The sequence below is a fragment of the Streptomyces sp. TSRI0107 genome (genome assembly GCF_001905845.1).
Classification (GTDB): domain Bacteria; phylum Actinomycetota; class Actinomycetes; order Streptomycetales; family Streptomycetaceae; genus Streptomyces.
On the sequence record NZ_LIVZ01000006.1, the window covers coordinates 352126 to 366213 of the forward strand.

General features: G+C 72.1%; 13 protein-coding genes. 6 read left to right on the plus strand and 7 right to left on the minus strand.

Annotation, left to right across the window (positions count from 1 at the left end; translation table 11 throughout):
- Positions 1–361: 361 nt before the first annotated feature.
- Both AMK31_RS18165 and AMK31_RS18170 read right to left on the minus strand, forming a co-directional pair.
- Positions 362–1339 (minus strand): EamA family transporter, encoded by a 978-nt coding sequence (locus AMK31_RS18165; protein WP_073941583.1) that lies wholly within the window; start codon positions 1337–1339, stop codon positions 362–364.
- Positions 1340–1482: 143 nt separating this feature from the next.
- Positions 1483–4326: an FAD-binding and (Fe-S)-binding domain-containing protein gene (locus AMK31_RS18170; RefSeq protein WP_073941584.1), complete on the minus strand. Its 2844-nt coding sequence runs from the start codon at positions 4324–4326 to the stop codon at positions 1483–1485.
- Between the two features lie 143 nt (positions 4327–4469).
- Here AMK31_RS18170 and serC point away from each other — a divergent pair, with 143 nt between their 5' ends.
- Positions 4470–5588 carry a phosphoserine transaminase gene (gene serC / locus AMK31_RS18175; RefSeq protein ID WP_073941585.1) on the plus strand — a complete coding sequence of 373 codons (1119 nt, stop codon included), beginning with the start codon at positions 4470–4472 and terminating at the stop codon, positions 5586–5588.
- 86 nt (positions 5589–5674) lie between these two features.
- On the opposite strand, the gene AMK31_RS18180 is transcribed toward serC, so the two are convergent.
- From AMK31_RS18180 to AMK31_RS18190, 3 genes are read right to left on the minus strand one after another with little or no spacing between them, the layout of a single operon-like run.
- Entirely contained in the window at positions 5675–6115 is a 441-nt protein-coding gene (locus AMK31_RS18180) for a hypothetical protein (protein WP_073941586.1), read from the minus strand.
- 29 nt (positions 6116–6144) lie between these two features.
- Positions 6145–6966: an ABC transporter permease gene (locus tag AMK31_RS18185; protein ID WP_073941587.1), complete on the minus strand. Its 822-nt coding sequence runs from the start codon at positions 6964–6966 to the stop codon at positions 6145–6147.
- On the minus strand, positions 6963–7928 hold the full coding sequence (locus tag AMK31_RS18190; protein ID WP_073941588.1) for an ATP-binding cassette domain-containing protein: 966 nt from the start codon (positions 7926–7928) through the stop codon (positions 6963–6965). The genes AMK31_RS18185 and AMK31_RS18190 overlap by 4 nt, the downstream gene beginning before the upstream one ends.
- A gap of 113 nt (positions 7929–8041) precedes the next feature.
- Here AMK31_RS18190 and AMK31_RS18195 point away from each other — a divergent pair, with 113 nt between their 5' ends.
- Positions 8042–8824 carry a TetR/AcrR family transcriptional regulator gene (locus AMK31_RS18195; RefSeq protein ID WP_073941589.1) on the plus strand — a complete coding sequence of 261 codons (783 nt, stop codon included), beginning with the start codon at positions 8042–8044 and terminating at the stop codon, positions 8822–8824.
- Positions 8825–8881: 57 nt separating this feature from the next.
- On the plus strand, positions 8882–9631 hold the full coding sequence (locus AMK31_RS18200) for a sporulation protein (protein WP_073941590.1): 750 nt from the start codon (positions 8882–8884) through the stop codon (positions 9629–9631).
- A gap of 4 nt (positions 9632–9635) precedes the next feature.
- On the opposite strand, the gene AMK31_RS18205 is transcribed toward AMK31_RS18200, so the two are convergent.
- On the minus strand, positions 9636–10619 hold the full coding sequence (locus tag AMK31_RS18205) for a hypothetical protein (protein WP_073941591.1): 984 nt from the start codon (positions 10617–10619) through the stop codon (positions 9636–9638).
- Between the two features lie 98 nt (positions 10620–10717).
- On the opposite strand from AMK31_RS18205, the gene AMK31_RS18210 reads away from it, so the two are divergent.
- The 3 genes from AMK31_RS18210 (at position 10718) to AMK31_RS18220 (ending at position 13090) form a co-directional block, all read left to right on the plus strand.
- Positions 10718–11392 carry an SGNH/GDSL hydrolase family protein gene (locus AMK31_RS18210; protein WP_073941592.1) on the plus strand — a complete coding sequence of 225 codons (675 nt, stop codon included), beginning with the start codon at positions 10718–10720 and terminating at the stop codon, positions 11390–11392.
- A gap of 72 nt (positions 11393–11464) precedes the next feature.
- A complete protein-coding gene (locus AMK31_RS18215; RefSeq protein ID WP_073941593.1) occupies positions 11465–12052 on the plus strand; it encodes a Uma2 family endonuclease in 588 nt (195 codons plus the stop codon).
- A gap of 45 nt (positions 12053–12097) precedes the next feature.
- On the plus strand, positions 12098–13090 hold the full coding sequence (locus AMK31_RS18220; protein ID WP_073941594.1) for an aldo/keto reductase: 993 nt from the start codon (positions 12098–12100) through the stop codon (positions 13088–13090).
- A gap of 392 nt (positions 13091–13482) precedes the next feature.
- Here the strand turns inward: AMK31_RS18220 and thpR are convergent, their stop codons facing one another.
- Positions 13483–14055, minus strand: coding sequence for an RNA 2',3'-cyclic phosphodiesterase (thpR, locus tag AMK31_RS18230; RefSeq protein ID WP_073941595.1), 573 nt, complete (start codon positions 14053–14055; stop codon positions 13483–13485).
- Positions 14056–14088 lie beyond the last annotated feature (33 nt).

Below are 14088 nucleotides of genomic sequence, written 5' to 3' on the forward strand. Positions count from 1 at the left end.
CCGGCCCTGCCCACCAGCCGATAGCCGCCAAGCCGCTCCCGGCGTGCCCCCGCGGCGCTGACGCGCCCCACGCCCGCCGGTCAACCGGCCGGCCCACCGTGCCGGAGACCGGCAGAGGGCCACCGCCTCTCCGGGCCGCCCGCTCGCTTCTCACCCGTGCTGGAGCGAGCCGAGTCAAGGGTGGGCCAAAGGCCCATCGGCGAAGGCGACGCGCAACGCAGCGCAGCGGAGTGCAGCGCCCTTTACTCGGGGCGCGGAAGCACGACACTGACCAAGAAGCGGGCGGCCCCAACGGCCACATCTCAGGCACGCGGCCACCGAATCGCCCAACACCTGCGCTTCATCAGCGGCCAGTGCTCCGTCAGGCCCCCGAGTCCCCCCGTCCTGCCTTCCCCCGCCCTGCCTTCCCCCGCCCCGCCTTCCCCCGGCCCACCTGGGTCCGTACCGCGCCCATGCTCGCCGCGATGACCAGGGCGATCGCGAGGGCCTGGGCGGTGGTGAGGGCCTGGTCGAGGATGAGGAAGCCGGCTGTGGCGGCGAGGGCGGGCTCCAGGCTCATCAGGACGGCGAAGGTGGAGGCGGGCAGGCGGCGCAGGGCGAGGAGTTCGAGGGTGTAGGGGAGGACCGAGGAGAGGACGGCGACGCCCGCGCCGAGGCCGAGGGTGACCGGGTCGAGCAGCTTGGTGCCGGACTCCGCGATGCCGAGCGGCACGAACAGCAGCGCGCCCACCGCCATCGCCAGCGCCAGCCCGTCGGCCTGCGGGAAGCGCCGGCCGGTGCGCGCGCTGAAGACGATGTACGCGGCCCACATCACGCCCGCGCCCAGCGCGAAGGCGACGCCCAGCGGGTCGAGGTCGTCGAAGCCTCCGCCGCCCAGCAGGAAGACGCCCGCGAGGGCCAGTCCCGCCCAGATCAGGTTCACGGCTCTGCGGGAGGCCAGGACGGAGAGGGCGAGCGGGCCCAGCACCTCCAGGGTGACGGCCGGGCCCAGCGGGATGCGGTCGATGGACTGGTAGAAGAGGCCGTTCATGCCGGCCATGGTGATGCCGAAGACGACGACCGTGGACCAGTCGGCGCGCGAGTAGCCGCGCAGCCGGGGCCGGCAGACCACCAGCAGCACCAGCGCGGCCACCGCCAGCCGCAGCGCCACCACTCCGAGGGCGCCGGCCTTCGGCATCAGCAGTACGGCGAGCGCGCCACCGAACTGCACGGAGATCCCGCCCGCGAGCACCAGGCCCACGGGGCCGAGCGAGCCGAGGCGGCTGGGGGTGGACGTGACGGAAGCGGGGGAGGGGGCGGCGGCGTCAGGGGTCGCGGCGGCGGTCTCGGGGGTGGTCACGGGCGGTCCAGGTGATCGGCTTGAAAACGTCGTCTATCGCGATGTACTCCGCAGTCCAGGGTAGTGGACTGGATCAGGTGTGTGAAGCGGTTATGCAACTTACCTCGGACCCTCCCCCTACTACCCCCTCAGCCCCTTCCCTACTACTCCCTCAGCCCCTCCCCTACTACTCCCTCAGCCCCTCCCAACCCCTCCGCCAACACCTCCGCCAAATGCCTCCCGCGCACCCCGCCCAGCTGCTCCAGCTGGGTCCGGCAGGAGAAGCCGTCCGCCAGGACCACCGCCCCCTCGGGTGCCTCCCGTACCGCCGGCAGCAGTTGTTCCTCCGCGCAGGCCGCCGATACCTCGTAGTGGCCCCGCTCGAAGCCGAAGTTCCCGGCCAGGCCGCAGCAGCCGCCCGTCAGTTCGCCGGTCAGGCCCGCGGCGGCGCGCAGGCGGCGGTCGGGGGCGTCGCCGAGGACGGCGTGCTGGTGGCAGTGGGTCTGGCCGACTGCCGGGCGGTCGAGGCGGGGCGGGGTCCAGTCGGGGGCGAGACGGTCCAGGGACTCGGCGAAGGTGAGGACGCGGCCGGCGAGGCGGGCGGCGCGCGGGTCGTCCGGCAGCAGCTCGGGCAGGTCGGTGCGGAGCGCGGCGGCGCAGCTCGGTTCGAGGACCACGACCGGTGTGCCGGTCTCCAGCACCGGGACCATCACGTCCAGCGTGCGGCGCATGACCGTGCGGGCGCGGTCCAGCTGGCCGGTCGAGACGTACGTCAGCCCGCAGCAGACCTGGGACCGGCCGCCCCGCGTCGGCGGCAGGGTCACTTCCAGGCCCGCCGCCTCCAGTACGCGGACCGCCGACCGGCCCACGGCGGGTGTGAGGTGGTCCGTGAAGGTGTCCGGCCACAGCACGACCCGTGTGTCCCGCCGGCCGGGGGCCGGGCGCCGCTTGCGCCACCACCGGCTGAACGTCTCCGGCGCCAGCCGCGGGATCTCCCGTTCCGGCGCGATCCCGCCGACCCGCTTGCCCGCCCGCGCGAGGGCCCGTACGCCGGCCAGGGCGTTGAGCAGGGGTGCCGTGCGGGTGCGGTCCACCGCGCGGAGCCATTCCGGGAGCCGGCCCATGCTGTGGTGGGCGGCGGGGCGGCGGCGTCCGGCGTAGTGGTGGTGCAGGAACTCCGCCTTGTACGTGGCCATGTCGACGCCGACCGGGCAGTCCGAGCGGCAGCCCTTGCAGGACAGGCACAGGTCGAGCGCGTCCCGGACCTCCGTGGAGCGCCAGCCGTCGGTCACCACCTCGCCGGCCAGCATCTCGTGCAGCAGCCGGGCCCGGCCGCGCGTGGAGTGCTCCTCCTCGCCGGTCGCGCGGAACGACGGGCACATCACCGAGGGGCCGCCCGCCGTCTCCGTACGGCATTTCGCCACGCCCACGCATCGCCGTACCGCCGCCGAGAAGTCGCCGCCGTCGGCGGGGTAGCCGAAGGCCACGTCGACCGGGCGGCGGGGCAGCGGGGCGAAGCGGAGGTTGTCGTCGAGGCGGGCGGGGCGGACCAGCATCCCGGGGTTGAGGAGGTCGTCGGGGTCCCACACGCCCTTGGCCCGCTCGAACAGTGCCACCATCTCGGTGCCGTACATCCTGGGCAGCAGCTCGGCCCGCGCCTGCCCGTCCCCGTGCTCCCCGGACAGCGAGCCGCCGTGTGCCACGACCAGGTCCGCCAGTTCCTCCGAGAACCGCCGGAAGCGGGCCACGCCCGGCCCGGTCAGCAGGTCGAAGTCGATCCGGACGTGGATGCAGCCGTCCCCGAAGTGCCCGTACGGCGTGCCGCGCAGGCCGTGTGCGGCCAGCAGGGCCCGGAAGTCGCGCAGGTACGCCCCCAGCCGGGCGGGCGGCACCGCGCAGTCCTCCCAGCCGGGCCAGGCCTCGCTGCCGTCCGGCATCCGGGTGGCCGTGCCGCTCGCGTCCTCCCGGACGCGCCACAGGGCGCGCTGCCCGGCCGGGTCGGTCACGATCAGGGAGTCGACGACGTCGGCGGCCCGCACGACCGCCTCCGCGCGCGCCCGGGCCTGCGCTTCGGTCTCCCCGCCCGTCTCCACGAAGAGCCAGGCGCCGCCCCCGGGCAGTACGGTCGCGGCCGCCACCAGGTCGGCCGCCATGCCCTCCACGGTCAGCGGCCGGAGCGGCAGCAGTCCGGCCGCCGCTTCCGCCGCGGCGCTCTCGTCGGCGTACCCCAGCACGGCCAGCGCCCGCGCGCGCGGGGCCTCCACCAGCCGTACGACGGCCTCCGTCAGCACTCCGAGGGTGCCCTCGGAGCCGCAGAACGAGCGGGCGACGTCGGAGCCCTGCTCCGGCAGCAGCGCGTCCAGCGCGTAGCCGGAGATGCGGCGGGGCAGCTCCGGGAACCCGGTGCGCAGCCGGGCCAGTTCTCCCCCGGCCAGCTCCCGCAGGCCCTCGGGCGCCCCCGCCCAGTCCTGTCCGAGCCGCAGGCGCCGTCCGCGCGCGGTGATCACCGACAGTTCCCGCACGCTGTCCGCGGTGGTGCCCCAGGCCACCGAGTGGGAACCGCAGGAGTTGTTGCCGATCATTCCGCCGAGCGTGCAGCGGCTGTGCGTGGACGGGTCGGGACCGAAGCGCAGCCCGTGCGGGGCGGCGGCCTCCTGGAGCCGGTCGAGGACGAGTCCGGGCTGGACGACGGCCGTGCGCGTGCCGGCGTCCAGGGACAGCAGCCGGTTCATGTGCCGGGTGAAGTCCAGCACGACGCCCGTTCCCGTCGCCTGCCCCGCGATCGACGTGCCGCCGCCTCTGGCCACGACCGGCACTCCGCGCTCCCGGCACACCTCCAGCACCGCCGCCACGTCGTCGGCGTCGCGAGGCGCGACGACGCCCAGCGGGACGCGGCGGTAGTTGGACGCGTCCATGGTGGTGAGCGCCCGCGCGGTGACGTCGAACCGCACCTCGCCCCGGACGGCGGCGCGGAGTTCGGCTTCGAGAACGTCGGGGACATCCGTCATGCGTCCAGGATGCATCCGGCCACTGACAGTGACGGTGAGCCGGGACTTCGTCGTAGTTCTCCACAGGCCCAGCGGGTGGAGATCTCGTCTCATCGAACGGACACGTTTCCGCCCGGTTTACCCGAGGGGATACGCTCCGCCTCGTGGCTGAGATCCAGATTCCTGCTGACATCAAGCCCGCGGACGGTCGATTCGGCGCGGGTCCCTCCAAGGTGCGGGTGGAGGCGCTGGACGCCCTGGCCGCCACCGGTACGTCCCTGCTCGGCACCTCCCACCGCCAGGCCCCGGTCAAGAACCTGGTCGGCAAGGTCCGCGAGGGCATCTCCGAGCTGTTCCAGCTCCCCGAGGGCTACGAGGTGATCCTCGGCAACGGCGGCTCCACCGCGTTCTGGGACATCGCGACCCACGGACTGATCGAGAACAAGTCGCAGCACCTCAGCTTCGGCGAGTTCTCCTCCAAGTTCGCCAAGGCCGCCAAGCTCGCCCCGTGGCTGGCCGAGCCGGACGTCATCTCCGCCGACCCCGGCACCCACCCGGAGCCGGTCGCCGAGGCGGGCGTGGACGTCTACGCGTTCACCCACAACGAGACCTCGACCGGTGTCGCCATGCCGATCAAGCGGGTGGCCGGTGCCGACGAGGGTTCCCTCGTGCTGGTCGACGCCACGTCCGGCGCGGGCGGCCTGCCGGTCGACATCGCCGAGACCGACGTCTACTACTTCGCCCCGCAGAAGTCCTTCGCCGCCGACGGCGGGCTGTGGATCGCCGTGTTCTCCCCGGCGGCCATCGAGCGCGCCGAGCGCATCCACGCGAGCGGCCGGCACATCCCGGAGTTCTTCAGCCTCCCCACGGCGATCGACAACTCCCGCAAGAACCAGACGTACAACACCCCGGCGCTGGCCACCCTGTTCCTGCTCAACGAGCAGCTGGAGTGGATCAACGGCCAGGGCGGCCTGGACTGGGCGGTCCGCCGCACCCACACGTCCGCGCGCACGCTGTACGGCTGGGCCGAGGACGTCAAGTTCGCCAACCCGTTCGTCACCGACCCGGCGAAGCGCTCGGCCGTCATCGGCACGATCGACTTCACCGACGAGGTCGACGCCGCCGCCGTCGCCAAGGTGCTGCGCGCCAACGGCGTCGTCGACACCGAGCCGTACCGCAAGCTGGGCCGCAACCAGCTGCGCGTCGCGATGTTCCCGGCGGTCGAGCCGGCGGACGTCGAGGCGCTGACGAAGTGCATCGACTACGTGATCGAGAAGCTCTGACCTTCCGAGTACGTCGATAAGGGGCGCCCGGTGGAATCCGGGCGCCCCTCGTCGTTTCCCGCCAGGCGCCGGGGTCGGTGCCGGGGTCAGTCCAGTGCGCTGCCGTCGGGGTTCCGCCCGAAGGCCTCCGCGACGACGACGGGGAGGTCCGCCTCGGGGACCTCGCGGCGCAGTTCCGTCATGACCCGCTCGAACTCGTCGTCGTCGATGGCGCCCAGGTACTCCTGGCGCAACCGGTGTATGACGTCGACGAGTTCGGGTCGCAGCCGCATCCAGGCGCGGGAGGTGCGGATCTCCGCCTCGACCCGGTCCATGAACCAGCGCACGACCTCGTAGGGGATGTCCAGGTGCGGCCCGTCAGGGTTGAAGCACACCGTGGGTTCCCGCGCCGGGTCCTCGTCGGGGACGATCGCGGTCACGAGGTTGCGCTGCCCGCCGACGAGGTCGAGTTCCAGGTACCAGGCGTCATCGGGCACGGAGTACAGCGTGGTGATGGAGAACTCGCCGGTGGGATGGGAGTAGGGCATGGCCGCATGCTGCCACGCGCGTCGGCGGCTCAGCGGCTCAGTTTCTGAAACCTCCCGACCGCCAGCGGCAGGAAGACCGCCGTCAGGATCAGCGGCCACAGCCCCGACATCAGCAGCGCGTGCTGTTCGACCCACGAGTCCCCGCCGCCGACCGGCGTGCCGAACAGCTCGCGGGTGGCGGCGGCCGTGGAGGAGATGGGGTTCCAGGCCGCCACCCAGCCCAGCCAGTCGGGCATCAGCTGCGGGGCGACGAAGATGCTGGAGATCATGGTGAGGGGGAAGGCGACGGCGAAGAGGCCGCCGGCCGCCTCGGGGTTCGGGACGATCAGGCCCAGCCAGACGCCGATCCAGATCAGGGCGAACCGCAGCCACAGCAGCAGGCCGAACGCGGCGAGGAAGCCCCAGCCGCCGTCCGGGCGCCAGCCCATGGCGAGGGCCGTCAGCATCATGATGGCCAGTTCCGCGCAGGCCACCAGCAGGTCGGTCACGCCCCGGCCGGCCACCACGGCCGACGACGCCATCGGCATCGAGCGGAAGCGGTCGATGACGCCCTTCGTCGAGTCGTAGACGACGACCGTGGCCGTGTTGATGAAGCCGAACGCCATGGTCATCACGAACATGCCCGGCATCAGGAAGTCCTTGTAGTCCCCGCCGCCGGGCACCTTCATGGCGCTGCCGAAGACGTAGCCGTACAGCAGGACCGAGAGGATCGGGAAGCCCAGCTGCCAGGCGATGTTGACCGGCTGGCGCTGGTAGTGGGTGAGGCCGCGGCGGACGATGTTCCAGCAGTCCGACAGCAGCCAGTACGCGCGGCTCCGCGTGGGGCCCTCGGTGAGGTGCAGGGCGCTCATTCCGCCGCCTCCTTCTTCGTCTCCGTGCGGTGGCCGGTCAGGCGCAGGAACACGTCGTCGAGGCTGGGCCTGCGCAGCCCGATGTCCTCGACCGTCACGCCCTCGTCCTGGAGGGTGCGGGCGACCTCGGTGAGGGCCGACACCCGGTCGGTCACCGGGGCGTGGACCCGTGCCTCCGTCTCGTCGGACTCGGGTTCGCCGTCCGAGACGCGGGCCACCGCCTTCACCACGCGCGGGATGTCCGCCCGTTCGGCGACGACGACCTCGATGCGGTCGCCGCCGACCCGGTCCTTCAGGCCGTCCGGGGTGTCGTCGGCGATGGCCCGGCCCTGGTCGATGACGGTGATCCGGGAGGCCAGCTTGTCGGCCTCCTCCAGGTACTGGGTGGTCAGCAGGACCGTCGTCCCGCTCGCCACCAGCGCCCGCACCGACTCCCAGACCTCGCCCCGGCTCCTCGGGTCCAGTCCCGTCGTCGGTTCGTCGAGGAACAGCACGGCGGGCGCGAGGATCATCGACGCCGCCAGGTCCAGGCGGCGGCGCATTCCGCCGCTGTAGCCGCCGGCGCCCTTGTCGGCGGCGTCGGTGAGGTCGAACTGCTCCAGCAGTTCCGCCGCCCGGAGCTTGGCCCGCCTGCCGCCCAGGTGGAACAGACGTCCGAACATCTCCAGGTTCTGGCGGCCGGTCAGCACCTCGTCCACCGCCGCGTACTGGCCGGTGAGGCCGATGCGGGCGCGGACCTCGCGGGCCTGCCGGACCACGTCCAGTCCGGCCACGGTCGCCCGTCCGCCGTCGAGCCGGATCAGCGTGGACAGGATGCGTACGGCGGTGGTCTTGCCCGCGCCGTTCGGGCCGAGCAGGCCGTGCACGGTGCCCTCGCGGACGGCCAGGTCGAAGCCGTCGAGGGCGCGTTTCTCGCCGTACCGCTTCTCCAGGCCCTCGGCGTGTACCGCGTAACCGTCCATCGTCTTCCCTTCTCCCCCTTGGTCCCAGGGCTCTGGGGCCTTAATTGCTTACACCGTACCCGATTGCGCGTACGGCGTAAGCAGTTTTTTGCCGGGCCGAATAAGCTGAGCCCATGACGAGCGGCAAGGGCATGACCGACACCAGCGGAAGCGGCGACATCGTCCGCACCCTGGAACTCCTGTGGGACACCGGGCGGCGCCCCAGCCGGGGCCCCAAGCCCGCCCTCACGCTCGACCAGATCGTGGAAGCCGCCGTCCGGGTCGCGGACGCCGAGGGCCTGGAGGCGGTCTCCATGCGCCGCGTCGGCGCCGAACTCGGCACCGGCGCCATGTCGCTGTACCGCTACGTCCCCGGCAAGGCCGAACTGCTCGACCTGATGCTGGACCGCGTCCAGCGCCCCGGCGACGACCCCGACGCCCTCGGCGACGGCGGCTGGCGCTCCGCCCTGGAGGCCATGGCCCGCGCCACCCTCGCCCTCTACCGGCGCCACCCCTGGCTGCTCCAGGTCAACCAGACCCGCCCGATCCTCGGCCCGGGCACCATGGACGGCATGGAGAAGGTCCTCCAGCGCATCCGCCCGATGGGGCTGAGCGACCCCGAGCTGGTCTCGGCGATCATCATGATCGACTCGTACGTCGTCGGGGCCGCGCGTACGCAGGTGTACCAGGAGGAGGCCGAGCGGCGGTCCGGCCTCACCACCGCCGAGTTCTTCGAGGCGCAGACGCCGGTCCTGGAGAAGGTCATGACCACCGACCGCTACCCCGTCCTCGCCAACCTCTCCGAGGACGCCTGGAGCCCCGACTTCGACCACTTCGAGTTCGGTTTGCGACGGATCCTCGACGGACTCGACGTGTTCGTGTCACAGCGGCGGCAGGACCCGGCGCCGGGCACGTAGGCTCCCTGACGACCGGCACTCATGTGAACCGCCGGCTCAGGGAGGGGACCCCACCACATGGCACTTCGCACGTTCCTGCGCACCCTCGGCGCCAACGCGCCGTCCGTCGACACCCTCGTCACCACCGCCCGGATCCGGCCCGGCACCCCGCTGCGGTGCGAGGTCACCGTGCGCGGCGGCGGCGCGGACCTGGACGTGGAGCGGCTGCGGCTCGAACTCGTCGTCCGCGCCGAGGATCTGGAGCCGGACGGCTCCACCACCTGGAACAACCCGTACGTCGTCAGCCACGCGACCGGCGGCCCCTTCAAACTGCCGGCCGGCGGCACCGTCGTCCGCCATGTGACGCTGGACATGCCCTGGGAGATGCCCCTCACCCACGCGCGGGGCGTCCGGCTGACCGGCAGCCGCGTCGCGGTCCGCACCGAACTGGCCGTCGAGAGCGCCGTCGACCGGGGCGACTTCGACGAGATCGAGGTGCACCCGCTGCCGCACCAGGAGCTGGTCTTCCAGGCCTACGAGGACCTGGGCTTCCGCTTCCACGAGTCCGAGGTCAAGCTCGGCACGCAGCCCTGGCCGGACCGTATGAAGGACCGCCGCACCGCCCCCTTCTGGCAGGAACTCGACTTCCACTTCCCCGCGTCCTGGAACCGGGGCGCCCAGGAGCTGGAGACGGTCCTCATCACCCGCCCCGACGAGATCGACGTCCACCCCGGCGGCTACCCGCCGGTGACCCTGCCCGCGGGTGAGCCGGACCGGGCGCGGTACACGCGCGCCCTGGAGGAGCACATCCGCTCGTACTGGAGCTGAGCCCTCACTTCCCGCGCCGCAGCCGCCGGAGCCCCAGCAGCGCGGCGCAGGCCACGGCGACGGCGAGGACACCCCTCCCGGCGTTCCCGAGCTCGAAGCCGTCCTCGTCGCCGCCGCCACCGGCCGAACCGGCCTGGTCCGACGGGCTCTTCGGCTCCGGCGCGGTGCCCTCGGGCAGCTCCCCGGGCCGGACGGAGCTGTCCGAGCCCTCGGCGCCGTACATCAGCCGCGTCCCGTCGGCGGTGTAGGTGACGGACTCGCCCTGCCCCAGGAACGGCACGCTGAGCCGTCCCCGCTTCTCGATCCTCCCGCCGTTCCAGTCGTACGCGATCGCCCCGAAGTAGCTGCGCACGACGAGCTGTTCGCCGTCCGGGGACAGCGCGGCGTCGGTGGCCTCCAGGTCGGGGACGGCGGCGACGCGCCGGAAGACGTTGCCGCCGGATGCGGAGAGTCCGGCGGGCCCCTCGTACAGGTGGCTGCCCTCGTCGTTCTTGTCGACGATGTAGACGCGCCCGGTGCGGGGGTGCACGACCAGCGACTCGGCGTCCCGGGCGCCGTCCTCGTAGGTGACGACGTACTGCGTGGCCCGCACGGTCGCGTCCCGCAGGGTCTTCGGCTCGGGGAGTTCGTAGATCCACACGTGCGGCCAGCTGCCGCCGAGGTTGTCGCCGATGTCGCCGACGTAGATCCGGTTGCCGGGGCCGATGGAGACGGCCTCCACGTCACGCGGGGTGCCGACTCCGGTGAGGGTGAGGGTCGCCACCGTCTTCCCCGTCGACCCGTCCACGGCGTACAGGAAGGCGCCGTCGTCGCTGTCGTTGTGGGTCCAGTAGACGCCCGGGTGCTGCCGGGACGCGGCCAGGCCGCTGGACTCCGTGATGCGCGGGTCCTTGATGGTGAACCCCTCGTCGTCGGCTGCGGAGGCGGGGGACGTGGCGAGCGCGCCCGTGAGGAGGGCAGCGGCGAGGAGCACGAACGTTCGGCGCATGGGCCAAGCCTGCCATCCCGGACGGTGGTTCACGGGGCGTGGCGGGCCTCACATGCCCTCGCACTGCGCCCGTCCCACCGATCGTCCATCATGAGCGGATGCTCAGGTTCATGCCCGTAGGCGACTCCATGACCATCGGCAGCGCGGGCGAACACACTTGGCGTCACCGCATGTGGCAGCACCTGTGCGCCACGTACGGCGGCCCGTTCACGCTGGTCGGGCCCCGTGAGGCGCTGTACGACAAGGCCGCCGACGCGCCGACGTCGTACGCCTACGCCGACCCCGGCTTCCCCCGCGCCCACCTCGCCGGCTGGGGCGAGGGCTGGCTGCACATGGCGCCGCTGATCGGGGAAGCGGTGCGCAAGCACCGCGCGGACGTGCTCCTCGTCTCCCTCGGCCTCATCGACCTGGGCTTCTACACCAACGCCGAGCAGACCGCGGAGAACGTGCACGCCTTCGTCGCCGAGGCCCGCGCGGCCAACCCGCGCATACGGATGGTGCTGCTGCCGGTGATACCCAATGTGCGCGCGCAGGCGGATCCGCCGTTCGCCGAGCAGGTCGACCGCTTCAACGAGCTGCTGGCGAAGGCGGTCGCCGACCTGGACGAACCGGCCTCGCCGATCCTGCTGGCCTCCGTCCCCGAGTCCTACGACATCGACACCGACACCTACGACGGCACCCATCCCAGCGCGAGCGGCGAGCACAAGCTGGCGGAGGCGTTCGCGGAGGCGATGTGGCAGGGGTGGGGGGTCGGCGGGGAATACGTCCCGTAACCGGCCGGCCGTTCGTATCGTTGTACTGCGCGGCTGCACCCGTTCGGGGAGCGGTCGGGGAGGAGCGCCACGATGACCGTCCTTGAAGACAGGATCGCGATGGCCGAGAGCGACAACACGACGACGCTCGCGGAGATGTTCGAGCGGCTCGAGAAGATGCCCGTCCCCGAGGGATACAAGGTCGAGATCGTCGAGGGGACCGTCTACATGTCGCCGCAGCGGGACACCCACTGGGAGATCATCCTGGACATCGTCGAGCAACTGCGCACCAAGTACCCGCGCAAGCGCATCAAATCCGATGTGCGGATCGACTACCCGGGGCATCTGAACGGTTTTGCGACCGACGTGACGCTGATGGCCGAGGAGTCCTCCAAGACGGAAAACGGCCACTGGAGCTGTGAGGACGTCACCTTCGTCGCCGAGGTCATCTCAAGGGGCACCGGCCAGAACGACTACGGCCCCAAGAAAACCGCCTACGCCACCGCCGAAGTCCCCGTCTACCTGATCGTCGACCCCTACCAGGGCCGCTGCCACCTCTACACCGACCCCAAGGAGGGCGACTACGAGGTCGAGACGATCGTCCCCTTCGGCAAGGACCTCGACCTCACCGGCACCGTCGTCGACCTGGTGCTGAAGACCGACGAGTTCCCCCGCGACTGACCCACTCTTGCTTCGAGCGCACTCCAAGCCGTTGGCTTGGTGGTCATGAAGTACACGCAGCTCGGACGTACCGGACTCAAGGTCAGCCGCCTCGTCCTCGGCACGATGAACTTCGGCCCGCAGACCGACGAGGCCGACAGCCACACGATCATGGATGCGGCGCTGGACGCCGGCATCAACTTCTTCGACACGGCGAACGTGTACGGGTGGGGCGAGAACAAGGGCCGCACCGAGAGCATCATCGGCAGTTGGTTCGCCAAGGGCGGCGCGCGGCGCGACAAGGTCGTCCTGGCCACCAAGGTGTACGGCAACATGGGCTTGGACGGCGCCCCCGTGTGGCCCAACCACGACAAGCTCTCCGCGGTGAACATCCGCCGCGCGGTCGACGCCAGCCTGAAGCGCCTGGGCACCGACTACATCGACGTCTACCAGTTCCACCACATCGACCGAGCCACCCCGTTCGAGGAGATCTGGCAGGCCGTCGACGTCCTGGTGCGGCAGGGCAAGATCCTCTACGCCGGTTCCAGCAACTTCCCCGGCTACAAGATCGCCCAGGCCAACGAGACCGCCGCCCGGCTCGGCATGCTCGGGCTGGTCAGCGAGCAGTGCCTGTACAACCTGTTCGAGCGGCGCGCCGAGATGGAGGTCATCCCGGCCGCGCAGGACTACGGCCTCGGCGTCATCCCGTGGTCGCCGCTGCACGGCGGTCTGCTCGGCGGGGTGATCCGCAAGGAGGGCGAGGGCGGCCGCCGCGCCTCCGGGCGGGCCGCCGACACCCTCGCCGACCCCGCCGCACGGGCGCGGCTCCAGTCGTACGAGGATCTGCTCGACAAGCACGGTCTGGAGCCCGGCGAGGCCGCGCTGGCCTGGCTGCTCACCCGCCCCGGCGTGACCGGCCCCATCGTCGGCCCGCGCACCCTGGCGCAGCTGGAGTCGGCGCTGCGGGCGGTCGAGCTGGAGCTGAGCGACGAGGTGCTGACGGGACTGGAGGAGATCTTCCCGGGTCCGGGCCCGTCTCCGGAGGCCTTCGCCTGGTGACGCCGTGAGGCTCAGGGGCGGGGCTGTATCCGATATGCGGCCCCGCCGCGCGGGCACGACAGCCACCACCGGCCCGCGGCCGGAAGGCGACGCGCGGTTCCCCGGCGCTAGGCTCTGTCGTTTGGGTCAGCCCGGCTGTGAGGGACGGTGCGTCCTGGCCGAGTCGAGCGGGGTCTGGTGCGTGCAGCTGCAAGGCGGAGGAGGGAGTCGGCGCGGCGCGTCGGCGACTGACGACAACGCGGCAGATGTGCGTGCCAGACCCCGCGACGCCGGGATGATCCAAACGACAGGGCCTAACCGCCCAGCGCCGAAGCCACCGCGACGAGAACGAACATCAGCACGAGCGCACCGGCCATGATCCGGTTCCGGGTTTTCGGGTCCACGCATCGAGCCTAACCGGCCCCGCCGAGCGCCCAGCGGGCGACCGCCTCGTAACGCGGCTGTTCCCCCGGCACCCCGGAGCGCGGCAGGTTGCTGCGCACCAGGGTCAGGCCGGCCACGGTCCAGGTGCGGCCGGTGAAGGCGTGCAGGGCGTGGACGTACGGCCGTACGTCCACCGAGGTCCGGCTGCGGGCCACCGTGAGGTGGGCCTTGTACCGGCGGTGCTCCCCCATGGCGACGCCGGCCTTGCGGGCCGCCGACTCGGCGCGGTCGGCGAGCAGCCGCATGGTGGTGAGATCGCCCTCGGCGCCGATCCACAGCGCCCGCCCGTGCCCGAACTGGCCGCCGCCGCGCAGGGCCAGCCGGAAGGGCTCGGTGCGCTGTGCGGCACGTTCCAGGCGGGCGGACAGCTCGGGGACGAGGGTGTCGTCGACCTCGCCGTAGAACGCGAGGGTGAAGTGCCAGGCGGGGCGCCCGGTCCAGCGCAGCCCGTCCGCGCCGGGCAGCTTCCGCAACGCGGCCACCTGGGCGGCGACGTCGTCGGCGACGTCGTCGGGGGGCAGCACGGCGGCGAAGAGTCTCATGACGCCAGCCTGGCAGGGATCGGGGCGGCCATC

Excerpts from the sequence above, each read along its gene's own strand:
- AMK31_RS18195 (WP_073941589.1), top strand. The coding sequence starts at position 8,042 with ATGACGAGCGGCAAGGGCATGACCGACACCAGCGGAAGCGGCGACATC.
- AMK31_RS18190 (WP_073941588.1), bottom strand. The coding sequence starts at position 7,928 with ATGGACGGTTACGCGGTACACGCCGAGGGCCTGGAGAAGCGGTACGGC.
- AMK31_RS18180 (WP_073941586.1), bottom strand. The coding sequence starts at position 6,115 with ATGCCCTACTCCCATCCCACCGGCGAGTTCTCCATCACCACGCTGTAC.
- AMK31_RS18215 (WP_073941593.1), top strand. The coding sequence starts at position 11,465 with ATGACCGTCCTTGAAGACAGGATCGCGATGGCCGAGAGCGACAACACG.
- AMK31_RS18185 (WP_073941587.1), bottom strand. The coding sequence starts at position 6,966 with ATGAGCGCCCTGCACCTCACCGAGGGCCCCACGCGGAGCCGCGCGTAC.
- AMK31_RS18205 (WP_073941591.1), bottom strand. The coding sequence starts at position 10,619 with ATGCGCCGAACGTTCGTGCTCCTCGCCGCTGCCCTCCTCACGGGCGCG.
- AMK31_RS18170 (WP_073941584.1), bottom strand. The coding sequence starts at position 4,326 with ATGACGGATGTCCCCGACGTTCTCGAAGCCGAACTCCGCGCCGCCGTC.
- AMK31_RS18220 (WP_073941594.1), top strand. The coding sequence starts at position 12,098 with ATGAAGTACACGCAGCTCGGACGTACCGGACTCAAGGTCAGCCGCCTC.
- thpR (WP_073941595.1), bottom strand. The coding sequence starts at position 14,055 with ATGAGACTCTTCGCCGCCGTGCTGCCCCCCGACGACGTCGCCGACGAC.
- AMK31_RS18210 (WP_073941592.1), top strand. The coding sequence starts at position 10,718 with ATGCTCAGGTTCATGCCCGTAGGCGACTCCATGACCATCGGCAGCGCG.
- AMK31_RS18200 (WP_073941590.1), top strand. The coding sequence starts at position 8,882 with ATGGCACTTCGCACGTTCCTGCGCACCCTCGGCGCCAACGCGCCGTCC.